Here is a 19,174-nt window from a genome sequence, read left to right on the forward strand (position 1 = left end):
TAGGTAGACTTTTCGACATAACCCATTCGGATTATAGGGCATTCACTTAACTGGCCTGCGTGCACATCCTGAGCGCCTCACCACTGCAGGAGCCCAGCAATGAATGCACTGACCCTCCCAGAGCCCATTGCCGCGTACTTCGCGGCCGAGCATGACCCCGAAGCCCTCGGGCGTTGCTTCACCACCCAGGCGATCCTCAAGGACGACGGGCACACGCTCACCGGCGTCAACGCGATCAAGGCCTTCCTGGCCGAGGCATCGGCCAAGTACCGTGCTACCAGCGTGCCATGCGCCATCGCGCGGCAGGAACACTGTCACGTTGTCCGCGCCACTGTCAGCGGCAATTTTCCAGGCAGCCCGATCCTGCTGACCTACCGTTTCGAACTGCAACGAGGCCTGATTGCAGCGCTGGAGATCACTGCATGAGCTTCGATCTTCAACTCGGTGGCCTGCGGGCCGTGGTAACCGGCGGCACGTTGGGTGTGGGGGCTGCGGTGGTCAGGACCCTGGCCGAGGCCGGGGCCCGGGTGATGACGTCTGCGCGCAGCTTGCCGGCACGGCCGGTCGAAGGGGTCGCGTACGTGGCAGCCGATCTGTCGACGGCCGAGGGCACCGGCATCTTCGCCCAGGCCGTTCTGCAGGCGTGGGACGGTGCCGACATCCTGATCAATGTGCTTGGGGGATCAAAGACACCAGGCGGCGGCTTCGCGGCGATCAGTGATGCGCATTGGTTTGCCGAGCTGAACCTCAATCTGATGCCGGCGGTTCGTCTGGATCGCGCCTTGCTGCCGGCCATGCTCGCGCAGCGCGCTGGCGTGATCATCCATGTCAGTTCGATCCAGCGCATGCTGCCTCTGCCGGAGTCCACCACCGCGTACGCCGCGGCCAAAGCGGCACTTACGACGTACAGCAAGTCGCTTTCAAGAGAGGTCACCGCCAAGGGCGTGCGCGTGCTGAGCGTTGCGCCGGGCTGGATCGAGACAGAGGCTTCCCGGGAATTTGCAGAACGGATCGCGGCAGAAGCAGGAACCGATTATGAAGGGGGCAAGAGGCGGGTCATGGACTGGCTTGGGGGGATCCCGGTGGGGCGCCCCGCGGCACCGCAGGAGGTGGCCGATCTGATCACGTTCCTGGCGTCTCCCCGGTCTGCCTCGATTTCCGGAACGGAGTATCGGATCGACGGCGGCACGGTCTCGACCCTGTAGCCAACAGGCGTCGTCCCGCTGCCACCGCCCAGAAAGAAAGCCCCGCTCATGCGGGGCTTTCCTTTGTCCGCGATTCCTGCGGAGTTGTGCCCCGCAGCATCAGCTTTCGTGCACCGCGACTTGCAAACAGACAATTTCCTCCCCTATGGTGCAATCGATTGCATTGCAGTGAATCGTTGCGTTTGATACCGGTTGGGAGGCCGGCAGGTGGATGTCCGTCCATTCGATCAGACCGGCCCCGCCGACGGGGCTCACGCGGCGCGATGCGCTGCGCATCGCAGTTGCCGGCAGCATTGGCCTGGGGGCCGCGACAATCGCGGGCACGCTGCCCGCATCCGCCGCCACCGCGCCGCTCAAAGGCAACCTGAAGCACTCCGTCGCCCGCTGGACCTTCCCGCAGCTGTCCGTCACCCAGCTCTGCGCGACGGTGAAGGACATCGGCTTCGCCGCGATCGACCTGATCGGCCCGGAAGACTGGCCGACGTTGAAGGCCCATGGCGTGTACAGCTCGATGTGCAACGGCGCGGAGCTGGGCCTGACCAAGGGCTTTGCCGGGCGCCAGTTCCATGACCAGTTGGTGGAGCGCTACACGCGGCACATCGATCTGGTCGCCGATGCCGGCTATCGAAACCTCATCTGCTTTTCCGGCAACCGCAACCGCATGGACCCCGCCGAAGGCATGGCCAATGCCGAAGCTGGCCTCAAGCGCATCCTCGGGCATGCCGAGAAGCGCGGCGTGGTGCTGGTGATGGAGCTGCTCAACTCCAGGGTCGATCACCACGACTACCTGTGTGACCACTCTGCCTGGGGCGTGGAGCTGTGCCAGCGGCTCGGCTCGGACAACTTCGGCCTGCTCTACGACATCTACCACATGCAGATCATGGAAGGCGACATCATCGCCACCATTGGAAAACACCACGCCTGCTTCAAGCATTACCACACCGCAGGCGTGCCAGGCCGGAACGAGATCGGAGACCAGCAGGAGCTCCACTATCCGGCCATCTGTCGCGCGATCCGCGACACCGGTTTCAAGGGGTATCTGGCGCAGGAGTTCACGTCTGCAGCGCCCGATCCCGTTGCCTCATTGCGCGAGGCGATCCGCCTCTGCGACGTCTGAAACGATATCCACCCAGGTGAGAAACCCATGGCAGATAATCACTACGACGCCATTGTTGTTGGCTCGGGAATCAGTGGCGGTTGGGCGGCGAAGGAGCTGACCGAAAAGGGCCTGAAGGTCCTGATGCTGGAACGTGGCCGTAACATCGAGCACGTCAAGGACTACGTCAACGCGATGAAGGAGGCGTGGGACTTCCCGCACCGCAATCGGCCAACGCAGGCGATGAAGGCCGACTTCCCGGTGCTGATGCGCGATTACGGCCTGGCCGAAAATCTGGAAGGAATGTGGGCCAACGAACAGGACTCGCCCTACATCGAGACCAAACGTTTCGACTGGTTCCGTGGCTATCACGTCGGCGGCCGCTCGCTGCTGTGGGGGCGGCAGAGTTATCGCTTCTCCGATCTGGATTTCGAGGCGAACCTCAAGGATGGCATCGCTGCTGACTGGCCGATCCGCTACGCCGACATCGCGCCGTGGTACGACCATGTGGAGAAGTTCGCCGGCATCGCCGGCACGCGCGAAGGACTGGACGTGCTGCCGGACGGTGAGTTCCTGCCGCCGGTTCCCTTGAACATCGTCGAGAAGGATGTGGCCGCGCGTATCAAGAAGGCCTTCGGCGGAACGCGCCATATGATCCACTCGCGCACTGCAAACATCACCCAGCCGATGCCCGAGCAGGGGCGCGTCAACTGCCAGTACCGCAACAAGTGCATCCTGGGCTGTCCCTTCGGTGCCTACTTCTCGACCCAGGCGGCGACGCTGCCAGCGGCGATGAAGACCGGCAACCTGACCTTGCGTCCGTTCTCGATCGTCAAGGAAGTGCTCTATGACAAGGATCGCAAGCGTGCGCGTGGCGTGGAGGTCATCGACGCCGAAACCGGCCAGACCTACCAGTACACCGCCAAGGTGATCTTCCTCAATGCGTCGTCGTTCAACTCGACGTGGCTGCTGATGAATTCGGCGACCGATGTATGGGACGGCGGGCTGGGCTCTTCGTCCGGTGAGTTGGGGCACAACGTGATGGATCATCATTTCGGTGCGGGTGCCTCGGGCCGGGTCGAGGGCTACGAAGACAAGTACTACTTCGGCCGCCGTCCCTGCGGTTTCTACATTCCGCGCTTCCGCAACGTCGCAGCCGACAAGCGTGGCTACCTGCGCGGGTTCGGCTACCAGGGCGGTGCCAGCCGAAACGGCTGGTCGCGCGAGATCGCCGAGCTGAACATCGGCGCCGACCTGAAGGAAGCGCTGACCGTGCCGGGTGACTGGCGCATCGGCATGACCGGGTTCGGTGAAATGCTGCCGCACCACGACAATACAATCCGCCTGGACCACGACCGCAAGGACAAGTGGGGGCTGCCGGTGCTGGCGATGGACGTTGCCATGCGTGCCAACGAACTGGCGATGCGCAAGGACATGGCCGCCGATGCTGCCGAGATGCTGGAGGCGGCCGGCGTCAAGGACGTGAAGATGCACGACAACGACTATGCCCCGGGCAAGGGCATCCACGAGATGGGGACCGCGCGCATGGGACGTGATCGCAAGAGCTCGGTGCTGAACCAGCACAACCAGGTCTGGGATGCTCCCAACGTCTATGTGACCGACGGTGCCTGCATGACCTCCAGCGCCTGCGTGAATCCCTCGCTGACCTACATGGCGCTGACCGCGCGCGCGGCCGACCACGCGGTACGCGAACTGAAAGCGGGGAACCTCTGATGGATCGTCGCGAACTGCTGAAGATGATCGTCGCCGCCACCGGCGCGGCCATGGTTGGATTGCCTGCGCTTGTGCAGGGGCAGGCACCGGCGGGCGCCACGAAGATCCATTTCTCCGATGCCGATGTCGGCACGCTGGGCGAGATCGCCGAGACCATCCTGCCGCGGACCCGGACACCTGGCGCGAAGGACGCCGGTGCCGGGTTGTTCATGGCGACATTCGTCAGCGATTGCTACACCGCCCGGCAGCAGGCGGCGTTTCGCGCCGGCCTGGCCGACATCGACAAACGCGCAGGTGGCCGCTTCGTATCGCTCACACCGGAAGCCCGCACCGGGTTGCTGCGAACGCTGGACGCTGAAGCGAAGGCACGCCCTGCCGACGTGACCGAGACCGGCACACCAGAAGAGGGCGAGGCGATGCCGCACTACTTCACGATGCTCAAGCAGTTGGCCATCTTCGGCTTCTTCACCTCCAAGGTCGGCGCGACAGGGGTGCTGCAGTACGTCGCGGTGCCGGGTCGTTACGACGGCGACCTTGCCTATGTTCCCGGCACGCCGGCGTGGGGAACCAGCTGATGGACGATATTCTGATGATCCGCTCTCTGTTGATGGCCACCGGCCTGCTGGCCGCAGTACCTGCCTACGCGCAGAACGGTGCCGACGCTGCGCGTGACCCGAAGAAGACCGAGGTGTGGACGCCGGTGCCTGCAGTCGTGGAAACGCCCGCGGGCAAAGCGCCGTCCGACGCCATCGTGCTGTTCGATGGCAAGGACGCCTCGGCGTGGGAGGCAGAGCAGGGCGGGCGCGTGCCCTGGACCGTCGCCGATGGCGCGATGACCGTGGTGCCGGGCAGCAAAGGCATCCGCACCCGACAGCGCTTCTGCGATGTCCAGCTGCATGTCGAATGGCGTACCCCCACCGAGACGAAGGGCTTCGACGGCCAGAACCGCGGCAACAGCGGTATCTTCCTGCAGGAACTGTATGAACTGCAGGTGCTCGACAGTTACAACAACCCGACGTATGCCAACGGCCAGGCGGGTTCGATCTACAAGCAGGCCATGCCACGGGTGAACGCCTCGCGTGCACCGGGCCAGTGGCAGGTTTACGACATCATCTGGAAGGCGCCGCGGTTCTCGCAGGGCGGCGGCCTGACGTCGCCCGCGCGCATCACCGTGCTGCATAACGGCGTGCTGGTCCAGGACGACACCGTGCTGGCAGGCAAGACCGAGTACATCGGTGCGCCTTCGTACGCGCCCCATGCGTGCGCGCCGCTCTATCTGCAGGAGCATGACGCCAAGGTCAGCTACCGCAACATCTGGGTGCGCGAACTGTAGCGCCCACCCGCTATTTCGCCAGGTAGCTGGCGATGTCATCGATTTCCTGTTGCGACAGTTGCGGGAAGGGCGGCATCAATCCGCCGCCCTTCCTGATCTTGTCCTTGATCTGCGCGGGCTGCAGTCGTTTGCTGATGTCGGTGAGCGCGGGAAACGCGCCCGGCATGCCAGCGCGATCGGCACCGTGGCAGGCCGTGCAGTTTGCGCTGTAGAGCTTCGCACCGGCCGCAGGATCGTCCTTGCACCAGGCCGTGGTCGCAAGCATCGCGCCGCACAGGACCGCGGTCAGGGTGAAGCTCAATTTCAGGCGAGTGTTCAAGCGAGGCTCCTTCGCATCAGCGCGGTGCGCGAGCAGGTTGGTCGATGGCCAGGTGTTCACGCAGGTAGTCCGCGCCGGTCTGGATGACCTTGGCCGGGTTGCGCGGCTGGTCGTGCTCGATGATGTACCAGTGCACGCCCGCGGCGGCCGCGGCTGGCAGGATCGCGTTCCAGTCCAGTACGCCCTGGCCGACGGCGGCGAATCCGCCTTCGTCTTCAGCCTGGCCCTTGGGTGCATTGTCCTTGGCGTGCACCGCGAACACGCGATCACGGAATTTTCCCAGCATCACGGCCGGGTCCAGGCCCGCACGTGCGACCCAGGCCAGGTCCAGCTCGGTCTGCAGGTCGGGGCCGGCCGCTGCGAACAGCAGCTCCAGTCCGGTGCTGCCATCGAAGTCGACCAGCTCGAAGTCGTGGTTGTGATAGGCCAGGCGCATGCCCTTGGCTCGTACCTGTTTCGTGATCCTGCCCAGCTCCTGGCCCAGTGCGGTCCAGCCCGCGGCGTCTGTCGGCCGATCCTTCGCATCCAGGTACGGCACCACCAGCGTGGTGTTGCCGATCGACCGGTTGAACGTCACCACGCCGTCCAGATCATTGCGCAGCTCGGCCAGCGGCACATGCGACGAAACCGCCTTGATCGAATACCGGTCCAGCAGCCGCTTGAGCTCCGCAGCGCTGGCGTTCTGCGTGCCGACCGTCTCCACTGCGTGCACACCGGCGTCGTGGACGATCTTCAGCTGCTGGTCGAGCGACCCGGCGTTGCGCAGGGTATACATCTGCACCGCGATCGGTTTCTGCGTGCTGGCGGCTTCGTCCGCGAAAGCGGGCAGGGTGGCGAACAGCAGGATGAGACTTGCACCTCTACGGAAAAGAGCTTTCATCAACAGATCCTCCCGGGATTCAACCGATGGTGGTCCAGGCACGCGACCTGGCCGATGCAATGACACGGTCAACGATCTGCGCCGAGCGCAGGCCGTCCTCGAAGGTCGGCAGGCCCTGCGGCCGCTCGCCTTCAATGGCGCGATAGGTGTCGGCGACAAACGCCTCGAAACACTGGGCGTAGCCCTGTGCATGCCCGGCCGGAAGCACGGAAAGGCGGCGCTGATCGTCACTGCCGGCACCGGGGCCGCGTACGAAGATCTTCTCGCGCTGGTCGGGCAGGCCGATCCACAGTCGTTCGGCATCCTCCTGGTTGAAGGCCACACTGGCCTTGGCGCCATCGATCTCGAACCAGAGGCGGTTGTGGCGTCCGGCCGAGACCTGGCTGACCGTCAATGACGCCAGCGTGCCGGCGCCGGTCCTGAACATCGCCGCAGCCACGTCTTCGCTGGTGACGGCCTGCATCGTGCTGGCGGCCGTTGGCGTGCTGAAGCTCTGCCCGCTGACGGCGCCGCGCTCGGCGATTACCGTGGAGAACGCCGCGCTGACCTCGGCGAAACGCTCGCCGCTGATCCATTCCACCAGGTCGCACCAGTGCGAACCAATGTCGGCGAACACGCGAGAAGTGCCCCCCAACGCAGGGTCCACGCGCCAGTTGTTGCTGGCCGGGTCCAGCAGCCAGTCCTGCAGGTAGCTGCCGTGGATCAGGTGCAACGGCCCCAGATCGCCCTGGGCGATGCGTGCGCGCGCCTCGCGGACCACGGGGTGGTAGCGGTAGACGAAGGGTACCGTGGCCACAAGGCCGCGCGAGGCCGCCAGCGCAGCCAACGCCTGTGCATCTTCCAGCGAGGTGGCCAGCGGCTTCTCGCAGATCACGTGCTTGCCGGCTTCCAGCGCAGCCTGGGCCATCGCGCGGTGCAGGTGATTGGGCGTGCAGACGTGCACGACCTGCACCTGCGGGTCGGTGATCACCTCCTCGATATCCCGATAGGCACGCGCGACATTCCAGGACTGCGCTGCCTCATGTGAACGCTGCGGTGACGAGGCGGCCACGCCGCGTACCTCGGCACCCGCCAGCAGTGCCGCACGACGATGCACTGCGCCGATCATGCCGGCGCCGACGATGGCGATTCCAAGCGTGGGCATCGACTGGGATCCTCAGGGCGTGGAGGGCGCGGCCGTGGCCGCCGGCCGGTCGCGGAACAGCAGCAGGAAGGCGACCAGCACCATCAGTGCAACGCCTGCCGGGAACAGCCAGATCTGCTGCCAGTCGGGGCCGGCCGCAGTGGTGAAGTGCTCCACCACCGCGCCGGACAGGAAGGTGCCGATCAACATGCCCACGCCGTAGGTGGCCAGGGTGATGAACCCCTGCGCGCTGCTGCGCGCGGCGGCACCGGCATGTGCATCGGTGTAGATCTGGCCGGTGACGAAGAAGAAGTCGTAGCAGATGCCGTGCAGCACGATGCCGATCACCAGCAGGGAAAAACCGCTGCCCGCATCGCCGAAGGCGAACATGGCGTAGCGCACCACCCATGCGGCCATGCCCACCGCCAGCATCGTCTTCACCCCCAGCCGCACGAACAGGAACGGCATGGCCAGCATCAGCAGCACTTCAGAGACCTGGCCCAGCGACTGCAGGCCCGCGGCGCCGCGCACGCCCAGGTCGTTGAGGTACGGGTTGGTGAAGTTGTAATAGAACGACAGTGGGATGCAGATGGCGATGGAGGCCAGGAAGAACACCAGATAGGCGCGCGACTTCAGCAGCCGCAGCGAATCCAGCCCCAGGATCTGCCCGAGGCCGGCATCGCGCTGCTGCGCCAGCGGCGGCGTGTGCGGCAGGGTGAAGGCATACAGGCCCAGCAGCAGTGATGCCAGCGCCGCCATCCGGAACGTCAGTTCAAGCCGATGCGCCTGTTCCCAGCCCAGCCAGCCGATCAGCACACCGGCCACGATCCAGCCGACGCTGCCGGCCACGCGCACCAGCGGGAACTGCTTCTCCGGCGACTGCATGTGCCGCATCGCCACGCTGTTGGCCAGTGCCAGCGTCGGCATGAACAGCAGCATGTAGCCCATCACGCAGGCGGAGAACGTGCTGAAGCTGTCTGCTGTGGAGGCCAGCCACAGCAGCACCGCACCGGCCAGGTGCAGCACCGCCAGGATGCGCTGCGCGGCGAAGTAGCGGTCCGCGATCAGGCCGACCAGGAACGGCGCGACGATGGCGCCGATGGACTGGCTGAGGAACGCCGTTGCCACCTGGCTGGCGCTGGCCTGCAGCGGGCCCTGCACCAGGTAGGTTCCAAGGGTGACGAACCACGCCCCCCAGATGAAGAACTGCAGAAACATCATCGCGCCCAGGCGCGACATGGCGTGCGTCATGGCTTGCCCTCCCGGGGCGGTCTTGGCTCAGATTCCCAGCATGCGGTGCAGTGATCCGGCGTCCGTGCCGCTGTCGGCAAAGTCGTCGAAGGCGCGTTCGGTCACGCGGATGATGTGGTCGCGGATGAAGGCGGCGCCCTCGCGCGCGCCGTCCTCGGGGTGCTTCAGGCAGCACTCCCATTCCAGCACCGCCCAGCCGGGGAAGTCGTACTGCGCGAACTTCGAGAAGATCGCCTTGAAGTCGATCTGGCCGTCGCCGAGTGAACGGAACCGGCCCGGGCGATCGATCCAGTCCTGGTAGCCGCCATACACGCCACTGCAGGCGCTGGCGCGGTACTCCGCGTCCTTGACGTGGAAGATGCCGATGCGCGCGTGGTAGCGATCGATGAAACCCAGATAGTCCATCTGCTGCAGCAGCAGGTGGCTGGGGTCGTACAGGATCTTCGCGCGCGGGTGGTGATCGACCACGTCGAGGAAGCGTTCGAAGGTCGCACCGTCGTGCAGGTCCTCCCCCGGGTGGATCTCGAAGCACAGGTCCACGCCGCAGGCGTCATACGCATCGAGGATGGGACGCCAGCGGCGGCCGAGTTCGGCGAAGGCTTCTTCCACCAGGCCGGGCGGGCGCTGCGGCCAGGGATAGAAGTAGGGCCAGGCCAGTGCGCCGGAGAAGGTGGCGTGTGCGGTCAGTCCCAGCCGCTGGCTGGCCTTGGCTGCCAGCAGCAGCTGCTCCACTGCCCAGGCCTGGCGCGCGGACGGGTCGCCGCGCTTTTCCGGCGGTGCGAATCCGTCGAACAGGCTGTCATAGGCGGGATGGACGGCGACCAGCTGCCCCTGCAGGTGGGTGGACAGTTCGGTGATCTGTACGCCATGCCCGGCCAGCATGCCGGCAAGGTCGTCGCAGTACGCCTGGCTGCGTGCGGCCTCGGCCAGGTCGAACAGGTGGGGCGCGCTGGTCGGCACTTGTACGCCAGAATAGCCCAGGCCTGCGGCCCAGCCGGCCAGCGTGTCCAGCCGATCAAAAGGAGCTGTGTCGCCGATGAACTGCGCCAGGAACAGCGCTGGACCCTTGAGCGTCTTCAACGTGATTCGCCCTCGATGCAATCGATTGCATTATCCTAGCAGGGGCTCACGCAGGACCTGTTGTGCAGTGCACAGCGGGCAGGAGATCTAACGCCATGGCCACCATCTACGACATCGCAAAGCACGTCGGCGTCTCCGCAGGCACAGTGTCGCGGGCGCTTTCGCGGCCGGACAAAGTCCTGCCGACGACCCGCGCGCGTATCGAGCAAGCTGCCGCCGCGCTGGGCTATGTGCCCAACACGGTGGCCCGCACGCTCAAGACCCAGCGCAGCGGCAAGATCCTGGTCACCGTCCCGGACATCGCCAATCCGTTCTTCGCCCAGATCCTGCAGGGTGCGGAGGACGCCGCGCAGGCCGTTGGCTATGCGGTGCTGCTGGGCGATACCCAGCATCAACCGGATCGCGAGGAGCGCTATGCGCAGATGCTCCGGCGCAACGAGGCCGACGGCATGATCGTGCTGGGGCATCGCCTGCCACCGACGGCGCGTGACATCGTCGAACAGCGGGGTGCCGCCGCGCCGGTGGTCAACGGCTGCGAGTTCGATCCTTCGCTGGGCATCCCCAGCGTCCACATCGACAATGCCGCCGCCGCGCGCACGGTGATGGAACACCTGTATGGGCTGGGACACGAACGCATTGCGGTGGTCGGTGGCCCCCCCGACAATCCGCTGCACCAGCAACGGCTGGAAGGGGTGCGGGCGGCCGGCAAGGCGCGTGGACGCCTGCGCCAGCTGAACATCGTGCCGGGTGACTTTTCGGTGGAGTCCGGCCATGCCGCCGCGATGGCGATGTTGGCCGCCGCGCCGGTACCGACTGCGGTCTTCTGTTTCAGCGACCAGATGGCGCTGGGCACCCTGGCGGCCTGTCGGGAGCTGGGCATCCGCGTGCCGGAGGATCTGTCCATCGTCGGCTTTGACGACCTGGCCTCCTCGCGCTACCTCACGCCGCCACTGACGACGATCAGACAGCCGATGCGGGAGATTGGTGAGCGCGCGGTCAACCTGCTGCTTGCCATCATCGAACACGTGGATGTGCCGCTGCAGCAGACGCTGGATTTCAGCCTGATGCTGCGGGGCTCGACGGCTGCACCCAGGGCCGGGTGAGGGCAGGACAGAGCGCGCTGCCTCATGAGTGTCGCCAGATGGCTTCTGCAACCTTGATCCCGAATTGACGCAGAGCTGTCAGACTCACCGCAGGCAGCCCGGCAAGGGCCTTGGTGGCAGCTGCGATCGCTCAAGGGGGTCGGCAATGCCGTTCTTGACGGACTCGACCGAGGTCTCGGTCGAAGGCATCGGCGCGGCACGGCGCATCGGCTGGATGCGTTTCGTGGGCAACGGGTTGGGGGCGATCCCCATTGCTTCGATCATGCTCGAACGCCAGGACGGTGCGCTGGCGTGGAGCCTGCTGCTGCTCAATGCGCTGGCCTGGCCGGCGCTCGCCCTCGTGCTGACCCATCGCTCACGGCAGCCCGCAGTGGTCCAGTTCCGCTGCATGGTGATCGATTCCTTCTTTGGCGGTGGCTGGATCGCCTTCATGGGACTCAGCGTGGTGCCCAGTGCGTTGTTCGCCGCGCTGCTGGTCGCCGACAAGATCGCCGCCGGCGGGGTGAAGCTGGCGGTACGGGCCACACTGGCGCTGGCAGTTGGGTTCGCGCTCACCTGGTGGGTACTCGGGTTTCCCTATCAGCCGGTGTCATCGCAGCGCACGATCGTACTCAGTGTGCCGTTCCTGTTCGTCTACGGCATCGGCCTCAGCATCCTCAGCTGGCAGCTGGCGCGGCGGGTGAAATCGCAGAACCGCCAGTTGAAGCGGCTGAGCCGGATGGACCCGCTGGTGGAGCTGGCCAACCGCGGCTTCCTGATCGTCCGCGCGCAGCAGGCCCTGGACAAGGCGCAGGGGCAGGGTGGTTTCGCCTGCCTGCTGATGCTTGATGTGGATGACTTCAAGCGCATCAATGACTCGCATGGTCATCGTGCCGGGGACGAAGTGCTGCGCCATATCGCCTCCACCTTGCGCGCCTTCGCCCGGCCCGGCGATACCCCTGCGCGGCTGGGAGGCGACGAGTTCGTCGTGCTGCTGCAGGACTGTGCGCCCATCGATGCGATGCATGTGGCAGAGCGGGTTCGTCTGCAACTTCTGGAAGCAGCACGGCAGGCAACGCCGGGCATCGAGTTCAGCGTCAGCATCGGCATTGCTGCCACCCCGCGCGGCGGCAGCGTCGAGGACTGGCTGGCATTGGCCGACCGCGCGCTCTACCACGCCAAGCGCCAGGGCAAGAACAACGCCAGCTATGGCGAATGAGTCGGCGCGGGCTGCAGCAGTGCTGTCGCAGCACGAGGCCTGATGCCCGTTCATCCTGCACCCGGAATCGTCGTCGCCAATCCTCTACCATGGGCCACCCCGCCCGGACGCGCCGCCCATGCAAGACGCCCTCGTTGCCCAGCCCAAGCCCCCCGTTCCGAGGATCGCGGCCTGGCTGATGATGCTGCTGGGCATGTGGCTGGCGTTGAAGCTGGGTCTGGTGGTGACCCTGCTGTCGGGGCTGCTGGTGTTCCAGCTGACCCACGTGCTGGCGTCGACCGTGGAAGGCAGGCTGCCGCCGGGAAGGGCGCGGGCAATCGCGGTGATCGTGCTGTCGGCGATCATCATCAGCGGACTGGTGCTGGCCGGCATTGGCGTGGCGTCGTTCTTCCGCAACGAGACCGGCGGGCCGGACGCGCTGCTGGCGCGGCTGATGGACATCCTCAATTCTTCGCGCCACCAGGTACCGGCGCTGCTGCAGCCGTATATCCCCGAAGACATGCCGGCGCTGCGTGCGGCGCTGAATGACTGGGCCGCCGAACACCAGCGCCAGCTGGGCGTGGCCGGCACGTCGGTGGTGCAGGTGGGCGTGCGCGTACTGATCGGCATGGTGCTGGGGGCGATGATCGCGCTGTACGACGAACTTCCGCTGCCGAAAATGGGGCCGCTGGCGCAGGAACTGATCGGGCGCACCAGCCGCCTGGCCACCGCGTTCCGCCAGGTGGTGTTCGCGCAGGTGAAGATCTCGCTGCTCAACACCGTGTTCACCGCCATCTTCCTGCTGGGCGTGCTGCCGCTGTTCGGCGTGCATCTGCCGCTGTCCAAGACGCTGGTACTGATCACCTTCATCGCCGGCCTGCTGCCAGTGGTGGGCAACATCATCTCCAACACGATCATCACCATCGTCGCGCTGTCAGTCTCGTTCTACGTGGCCGTGGCCGCGCTGCTGTACCTGATCTTGATCCACAAACTGGAATACTTCCTCAACGCGCGCATCGTCGGCGGTGAAATCCAGGCCCGCGCATGGGAGCTGCTGCTGGCCATGCTGGTGATGGAAGCGGCGTTCGGCCTGCCCGGGCTGGTGGCGGCACCGGTGTTCTACGCTTACGTGAAACGCGAACTGGTCGACCAGCGCTGGATCTGACCCGGCGTGACCTGTCGCATCTGACCGGCTGGACGGGGGGCGCCGGCGTTGTCGGCGCGTTCGCGCGCGCTGCGCTATATCCACCCCGGCGGATCGTACGGCGCTGGCTTGGCGCCGCCGGAGCCGCTCGCTACAGTGAGCCGCACTTCAGGGGAATTCTGCATGGCCGGCAAGGCATCGCCCATCAGGTTGCGGACCTGGGTCTGGATCCTGGCTGGGCTGTTCGTGGTGTGCACGCTGCCGTTGATGGCCATCGCCCTGGTCCAGGGCACGCTGCGCTACACCGGCGCCGAAGACAACCTGACCAGCCTGCGCCAGCTGCGGCAGACCTTCGATCTCGCCAACCTGGCTTCGGCCGAGCGCGGTCCGGCCAACAGCCTGCTGGGGGCTGACCCGGCCGCCGCCGCCGAACAGGCGCGGCTGGCCGCGCAGCTGGCGGCCGCGCGCAAGCGGGTCGACACCGCCATGCTGCAGCTGGAGACCGAGTTCAAGAACGACCCGGGCGTGCTGGATGAGCGTGGCCTGCTGGCCGACGCGCAACGTCGCCTGCAGTCGGCGCGGGCTGCGGTGGACCGGGTGGCGGCGCAACCGCACGATGCGCGCCGGGTGGAGGCGGTGGAGCGTGCGATCAGTGGCATGTTCGCCGTGGTTGATCGCCTGCACCTGCTGACCTCGGCACAGATCAACGTGCTGGTCAGCGCCGACCGTGAAGCGGCGATTCCGGCGATGCAGGGCCAGGTGCTGATCGATCTTCGCGAACATGGCGGCCGCCTGGCCTCGAACGTGATGGCGCCGGTCGCGGTACCGGGGGCATGGCGCGAGGAGCAGGTACGCGCTGCACTGCAGACCGAGGGCCGCCTGCTGGAGCTGTGGCGGTTGGCGGGCAGCCATGAGTCGGTGTTCCGCAGCGACCCGGAACTGTCATGGCACTGGGACATGGCACGACGGCAGTTCTTCGGCGAATCGCTGCCGATGATCGAGCAGTTGATCGAGGATGGCCGCCGTGGTGTACCACCGCCGTGGACCGCTGCCGAGTTCACCACGCGCTACGTGCCTACCCTGCAGTCGCTGGAAGCCCTGCGTGATGGCTACCTGAGCGTGTCCATCGCCCGATACGAACGCACCCGCAACCGCGAGGCCATGCGCCTGGCTGTGCTGGTGGCGACCGCGCTGGGCACGCTGGTGGTGCTGGGCGTGGCCCTGCGCATCGCCCACCTGCAGATCCTGCAGCCACTGCTGCAGGCGCAGAAGCAGGTGATCCAGCTCGCCACGGATGCACCTGGCCCGGAGCAGCATGTCACCCATCCGCTGGCCGAGATGCAGCGCCTGTTCGACGCCATCGAAGTACTGCGTGAGAAATCGCGCGAGCGCTCGGCACTGACCAGCGAGCTGCGCCAGCTCGCCGGCACCGACGAGCTGACCGGACTGTTGAACCGGCGCGCGCTGGATGAGGTGGTGCAGCAGAGGCACGCCGGAGGCGATGCAAGCGCCGTGGTGATCCTGCTGGATGTGGATCGCTTCAAGGCGATCAACGATGGCCATGGCCATGAAGCCGGCGACGAAGTGCTGGTGCAGGTGGCGCAGTTGCTGCAGCGCCACCTGCGCCGCAGCGACAGCATCGCCCGCTATGGTGGTGAGGAATTCCTGGTGCTGCTGGCCGACGGTGATCTGGCCGGTGGCCGCCAGCTGGCCGAGTCATTGCGATTGGCCCTGCAGCAGATGGACATCGAGCTGGCCGGTGGCACCGTGCTGCGGGTGACCGCCAGTTTCGGCGTGGCCGAGGGCGGCACCGACGCGCTCGGCTGGCGCACCCTGCTGCGTGCCGCCGATGCGGCCATGTACCGGGCCAAGGCGCAGGGGCGCGATCGGGTACGGGTGGCGGGGGGCGGTCGCATCACGCGCTGATGGCACGCGTCAGCCAATGCGTGCATGCACCCGTCGCAGCGTCTGCAGGATCGCCCGGCGCGCGATGGGGCGTGCAGCTGCTGCAAACGCAGGTGGGGTGGTGAGCAGCGCGTCACGCACGCGCCACGCGCCCTATCTCGCTTTCTGTGAAGAAGCCGACATTGACCTTCCACGCTTCGGTCACCACTCTGCGCAGACGCTGGGATTCCACTTGATGAAGGACGACACCATGACCCAGCTCACACTGCCCGAACTGGCCAAGAAGATGGCCGACATCGATTTCACCATGCTGCAGACCCGCGCCGGCGGAGAAATTGCCGGTCGTCCGATGAGCAACAACGGTGACGTGGACTACGACGGTGACAGCTGGTTCTTCACCACAGAAGACACCGACATGGTGCACGAGATTGAGGCTGACCCCGCCGTTGCGCTGGGTTTTTCCGGCAGCAGGTCACTGCTGGGCAAGCCGCCGTTGTTCGTGCACGTGCAGGGAAGGGCGGCGCTGGTGCGCGATCGCGCTGTGATGCGCGAGCACTGGGTGAAGGATCTTGAGCGCTGGTTCGAGCAGGGCGTGGATACACCGGGGCTGGTACTGATTCACGTGCGCGCCAGCCGCATCCACTATTGGGATGGCGAGGACCAGGGCGAAATGGCAGTCTGACCCGGCAGCGGGAGGCTGGTGGCCATCGCGGCCATTGCGCGGCGCGCCAGGCCTTTGCCATCCTCCCTGCTGTTTTCCGTAGCGTGGAATCCCGATGCGTCCTGCGTTCTTCTGGCTGGCTTTGGCCCTGCTGCCCACCCTGGCGGTGGCGCAACCCGCGCGTACGCCCAAGGCCAAGGCCCCGGCGCAGGATCCCTTCAGCGAGCTGTTCGACACCGCCTGCATGCAGCACATCGGTGCCCCGGCGCGGTTGCAGTCGCTGATGGAATCCAATGGGCTGTCGCCGCTGCAGCCCGCCGAAGCCGCCACGCTGTTGCAGGGGCAATCGGGCGTGGCGTGGATGGTGCCTCTGGCCAGTGGCCGCTATGCGGTGAGCTGGGCTGACGATGGCACGTGTACGGTCTACGCCGAAAAGGCCGACGCGGCGGTCGTGCAGAAGGGATTCGCCCGGTTGGTGCAGGCCGCACCCAAACCGTTGCAGGTGCGATCGCTGCCAGGGCGTGGGCCACTGTCGGCCGATCAGGTGGCCATCCAGTACGGCTGGGCCACGCCGGGGCAGGGCACGCTGCAGGTGCGCTTCCGCCTGGTCACGCGGCAGGCGGCCGATGCAGGCGTGCAGGCGATGGCCTCGGCGGCCCCGGGCGAAGCGATGCTGGAGCAGGGCGCGCCTGGGCCCTGACAGGGGCCACGCGCGCGATTCAGCCTTTCACGCGGCGTGTGGTATATCGTTTATCGATAAATCCACTCCGGGGCGGCGAGGCCACCCCAATGCCGGAGGCCGCTTGACCGCTCGTCCCGCCCGCGCCAGTCCCGCGCGAGGCCTGTTCACCCTGGCCCAGGCCGCCGTACAGGCCGTCCGGGCGATGTGCTGGCTGGGCATCCTGGCCGCACTGCTGGCCGTGCCGCTGGTCGCCCATGACCGCCGCTGGCTACTCGACAGCGTCCATGATGCCGGTGCTGTTGCCGCGCACGGCAACGACCTGTTCCTGCACTTCTGCCTCGGCCTGGGCGCGATCGTCGCGCTGCTGGTGCTGTGCCTGCTGTTCCTGCGCCATCTGCTGCGGCTGCTGAAGTCGGCGGCGCGCGAGCGGCCGTTCACCCACGCTAACGCGCAGCGCCTGCAACGCATGGCGTGGTTGATGCTGGCGATGGAGCTGCTGTCGATCCTGATCGGCGCTTACGCGGCCTGGATGGGGCCCGACTTCACCTGGATGGAGGTGGGCGGCGGCATGTCGATCACCGGCCTGGTGGCGGTGCTGATGCTGTTCGTGCTGGCGCGCGTGTTCGCCGTGGGCGCAGCGATGCGCGATGACCTCGATGGTGTCATCTGATGGCGATTGTCATCACCCTGGACCGCATGCTGCAGGAACGGGGCATGACCCTGTCCGAGCTGGCCGGGCGCATCGACATCACCCTGGCCAATCTGTCGATCCTGAAAACCGGCAAGGCGCGTGCCATCCGCTTTTCCACCCTGGATGCGATCTGCCGTGAGCTGCAGTGCACGCCCGGTGATCTGCTCGGGCATGACCCGACGCAGGCGCAGGACGCTGACTGAGTGCTTTCCCTTTTTCCCTACCTACTGACGAAACGGACCTGAAATGGAATGGTTGGCTGACCCCTCGATATGGATGGGCCTTGCAACCCTGGTCGTGCTGGAGATCGTTCTCGGCATCGACAACCTGGTGTTCATCGCGATCCTTGCCGACAAGCTTCCGCCGCACCAGCGTGACCGCGCGCGGGTGATCGGCCTGGCGCTGGCCCTGCTGATGCGGCTGGTGCTGCTGGCCGCGCTGGCCTGGATCATGAAGCTGACCGAGCCGCTGTTGACGCTGTTCGACCACAGTTTCTCCGGACGCGACCTGATCCTGCTGGGTGGCGGCCTGTTCCTGCTGTTCAAGGGCACCATGGAACTGCATGAGCGGCTGGAAGGCCGCCAGCACGAGGACAATGGCAAGAAGGTCTACGCCAGCTTCGCGATGGTCGTGGCACAGATCGTGGTACTCGACGCGGTGTTCTCGCTGGACTCGGTGATCACTGCGGTCGGCATGGTCGACAACCTGGGCGTGATGTACGCCGCGGTGACCATCGCGATGGCATTGATGCTGGTGGCCAGCAAGCCGCTGACCCGCTTCGTCAACAAGCATCCCACGGTGGTGGTGCTGTGCCTGGGCTTCCTGCTGATGATCGGTTTCAGCCTGGTGGCCGAGGGCCTGGGCTACAAGATCCCGAAGGGCTACCTGTACGCGGCCATCGCTTTCTCGATCCTGGTCGAGGCATTCAACCAGTGGGTACGTTTCAACCGCGAGCGCAACGAGCGCCGCCAGCCGTTCCGCCAACGTACTGCGGATGCGGTGCTGCGCATGCTGGGCGCGCGCCCGACCAATGGCCACGACGACGAAAGTGCTGACGAACACGTCGATGCCGAAGAGCGCCTGCAGCCGGCCGAGCACGAGATGATCCGCAGCGTGCTGGGGCTGGCGGATCGCCCGGTGTCGAGCGTGATGACTGTGCGCGCCGACGTGCAGTGGATCGACCTGGCGCGTGGACAGGACGACGTGGTGGCACGCCTGGTGGCATCGCCGCACACCCGCCTGCTGGTCGGCGACGGCGACCTGGACAGCCTGCGAGGCGTGGTGCAGAGCCGCGACCTGCTGGCCGACCTGCTGCAGGGCAAGCCGCTGCAGCTGGAAGGCAACCTGCGTGAGCCGCAGTACGTGCTGTCCAGCGCCAGTGCGCTGCAGGCGCTGGAACTGATCCGCCAGCACCCAGTGCCGCTGGCGGTGGCGGTGGACGAGTACGGCAGCGTGGAAGGCCTGGTGACCGCCAACGACCTGTTGGCGGCCATTGCCGGTGACCTGGTCGACACCCAGGACGAGCGCTATGGCGTGGTCATGCAGGGGGAAGGCCAGTGGGAGGCCGACGGTGCGCTGACCCTGGACGATCTGCAGCGCCTGGCGGGCGTATCGCTGCCGCGCAGTGCCGACTACATGACCATCTCCGGCCTGGTGCTGGAGCGCCTGGGACGCCTGCCGGACATCGGTGACGCAGTGGAGATCGCGGATGTACGCATCACCGTACTGGCGATGGAGAAGCGTCGCATTGCCCGCCTGCGCGTGCAGCGCCTCGACGGAATGGCCTGACC

General features: G+C 66.2%; 20 protein-coding genes. 15 read left to right on the plus strand and 5 right to left on the minus strand.

Features of this window, described 5'->3' with window-relative positions; all coding sequences use genetic code 11:
• Positions 1-99 precede the first annotated feature (99 nt).
• From AC5QAH_RS07840 to AC5QAH_RS07865, 6 genes are all read left to right on the plus strand, one after another.
• The gene (locus AC5QAH_RS07840; RefSeq protein ID WP_019337070.1) at positions 100-426 is read left to right on the plus strand and encodes a nuclear transport factor 2 family protein; all 327 of its coding nucleotides are present in this window, start codon (positions 100-102) and stop codon (positions 424-426) included.
• On the plus strand, positions 423-1,205 hold the full coding sequence (locus AC5QAH_RS07845; RefSeq protein WP_019337069.1) for an SDR family oxidoreductase: 783 nt from the start codon (positions 423-425) through the stop codon (positions 1,203-1,205). Before AC5QAH_RS07840 ends, AC5QAH_RS07845 begins: the two co-directional genes overlap by 4 nt.
• Before the next feature lie 211 nt (positions 1,206-1,416).
• Positions 1,417-2,322: a hydroxypyruvate isomerase family protein gene (locus tag AC5QAH_RS07850; RefSeq protein WP_495232241.1), complete on the plus strand. Its 906-nt coding sequence runs from the start codon at positions 1,417-1,419 to the stop codon at positions 2,320-2,322.
• Between the two features lie 27 nt (positions 2,323-2,349).
• Positions 2,350-4,035, plus strand: a complete 1,686-nt coding sequence (locus AC5QAH_RS07855; RefSeq protein ID WP_010483487.1) for a GMC oxidoreductase — start codon at positions 2,350-2,352, stop codon at positions 4,033-4,035.
• Entirely contained in the window at positions 4,035-4,610 is a 576-nt protein-coding gene (locus AC5QAH_RS07860) for a gluconate 2-dehydrogenase subunit 3 family protein (RefSeq protein ID WP_495232242.1), read from the plus strand. Before AC5QAH_RS07855 ends, AC5QAH_RS07860 begins: the two co-directional genes overlap by 1 nt.
• Complete coding sequence (locus AC5QAH_RS07865; protein WP_010483483.1) at positions 4,610-5,368, plus strand: 3-keto-disaccharide hydrolase; 759 nt, start codon at positions 4,610-4,612, stop codon at positions 5,366-5,368. Before AC5QAH_RS07860 ends, AC5QAH_RS07865 begins: the two co-directional genes overlap by 1 nt.
• Before the next feature lie 10 nt (positions 5,369-5,378).
• On the opposite strand, the gene AC5QAH_RS07870 is transcribed toward AC5QAH_RS07865, so the two are convergent.
• The 5 genes from AC5QAH_RS07870 to AC5QAH_RS07890 all read right to left on the minus strand — a co-directional run bounded on the left by AC5QAH_RS07870 (position 5,379) and on the right by AC5QAH_RS07890 (position 10,021).
• Positions 5,379-5,633 (minus strand): c-type cytochrome, encoded by a 255-nt coding sequence (locus AC5QAH_RS07870; RefSeq protein ID WP_049480174.1) that lies wholly within the window; start codon positions 5,631-5,633, stop codon positions 5,379-5,381.
• Between the two features lie 70 nt (positions 5,634-5,703).
• Complete coding sequence (locus AC5QAH_RS07875) at positions 5,704-6,567, minus strand: sugar phosphate isomerase/epimerase family protein (RefSeq protein WP_159359889.1); 864 nt, start codon at positions 6,565-6,567, stop codon at positions 5,704-5,706.
• A gap of 19 nt (positions 6,568-6,586) precedes the next feature.
• Complete coding sequence (locus AC5QAH_RS07880) at positions 6,587-7,711, minus strand: Gfo/Idh/MocA family protein (protein WP_495232243.1); 1,125 nt, start codon at positions 7,709-7,711, stop codon at positions 6,587-6,589.
• Between the two features lie 12 nt (positions 7,712-7,723).
• Positions 7,724-8,941 carry a nucleoside permease gene (locus AC5QAH_RS07885; protein ID WP_495232244.1) on the minus strand — a complete coding sequence of 406 codons (1,218 nt, stop codon included), beginning with the start codon at positions 8,939-8,941 and terminating at the stop codon, positions 7,724-7,726.
• A 27-nt stretch (positions 8,942-8,968) separates the two neighbouring features.
• On the minus strand, positions 8,969-10,021 hold the full coding sequence (locus AC5QAH_RS07890; protein WP_010483474.1) for a sugar phosphate isomerase/epimerase family protein: 1,053 nt from the start codon (positions 10,019-10,021) through the stop codon (positions 8,969-8,971).
• 95 nt (positions 10,022-10,116) lie between these two features.
• Between AC5QAH_RS07890 and AC5QAH_RS07895 the strand changes: the two genes are divergently transcribed.
• From AC5QAH_RS07895 to AC5QAH_RS07935, 9 genes are all read left to right on the plus strand, one after another.
• Positions 10,117-11,124, plus strand: a complete 1,008-nt coding sequence (locus AC5QAH_RS07895) for a LacI family DNA-binding transcriptional regulator (protein WP_495232245.1) — start codon at positions 10,117-10,119, stop codon at positions 11,122-11,124.
• 145 nt (positions 11,125-11,269) lie between these two features.
• A complete protein-coding gene (locus tag AC5QAH_RS07900) occupies positions 11,270-12,322 on the plus strand; it encodes a sensor domain-containing diguanylate cyclase (protein WP_099560407.1) in 1,053 nt (350 codons plus the stop codon).
• 118 nt (positions 12,323-12,440) lie between these two features.
• Positions 12,441-13,466 carry an AI-2E family transporter gene (locus AC5QAH_RS07905; RefSeq protein WP_143994045.1) on the plus strand — a complete coding sequence of 342 codons (1,026 nt, stop codon included), beginning with the start codon at positions 12,441-12,443 and terminating at the stop codon, positions 13,464-13,466.
• 162 nt (positions 13,467-13,628) lie between these two features.
• On the plus strand, positions 13,629-15,371 hold the full coding sequence (locus AC5QAH_RS07910; protein ID WP_248854436.1) for a GGDEF domain-containing protein: 1,743 nt from the start codon (positions 13,629-13,631) through the stop codon (positions 15,369-15,371).
• 229 nt (positions 15,372-15,600) lie between these two features.
• Complete coding sequence (locus AC5QAH_RS07915) at positions 15,601-16,032, plus strand: pyridoxamine 5'-phosphate oxidase family protein (protein ID WP_029379872.1); 432 nt, start codon at positions 15,601-15,603, stop codon at positions 16,030-16,032.
• 94 nt (positions 16,033-16,126) lie between these two features.
• Entirely contained in the window at positions 16,127-16,711 is a 585-nt protein-coding gene (locus AC5QAH_RS07920) for an NMCC_0638 family (lipo)protein (protein WP_049413497.1), read from the plus strand.
• A 184-nt stretch (positions 16,712-16,895) separates the two neighbouring features.
• Positions 16,896-17,363, plus strand: coding sequence for a DUF2975 domain-containing protein (locus tag AC5QAH_RS07925; protein ID WP_010483460.1), 468 nt, complete (start codon positions 16,896-16,898; stop codon positions 17,361-17,363).
• On the plus strand, positions 17,363-17,587 hold the full coding sequence (locus AC5QAH_RS07930; RefSeq protein WP_010483459.1) for a helix-turn-helix domain-containing protein: 225 nt from the start codon (positions 17,363-17,365) through the stop codon (positions 17,585-17,587). The genes AC5QAH_RS07925 and AC5QAH_RS07930 overlap by 1 nt, the downstream gene beginning before the upstream one ends.
• Positions 17,588-17,630: 43 nt before the next feature.
• Positions 17,631-19,172 carry a TerC family protein gene (locus AC5QAH_RS07935; protein WP_029379871.1) on the plus strand — a complete coding sequence of 514 codons (1,542 nt, stop codon included), beginning with the start codon at positions 17,631-17,633 and terminating at the stop codon, positions 19,170-19,172.
• Positions 19,173-19,174 lie beyond the last annotated feature (2 nt).

The organism is Stenotrophomonas sp. YJH_SMC_43 (assembly GCF_059372535.1).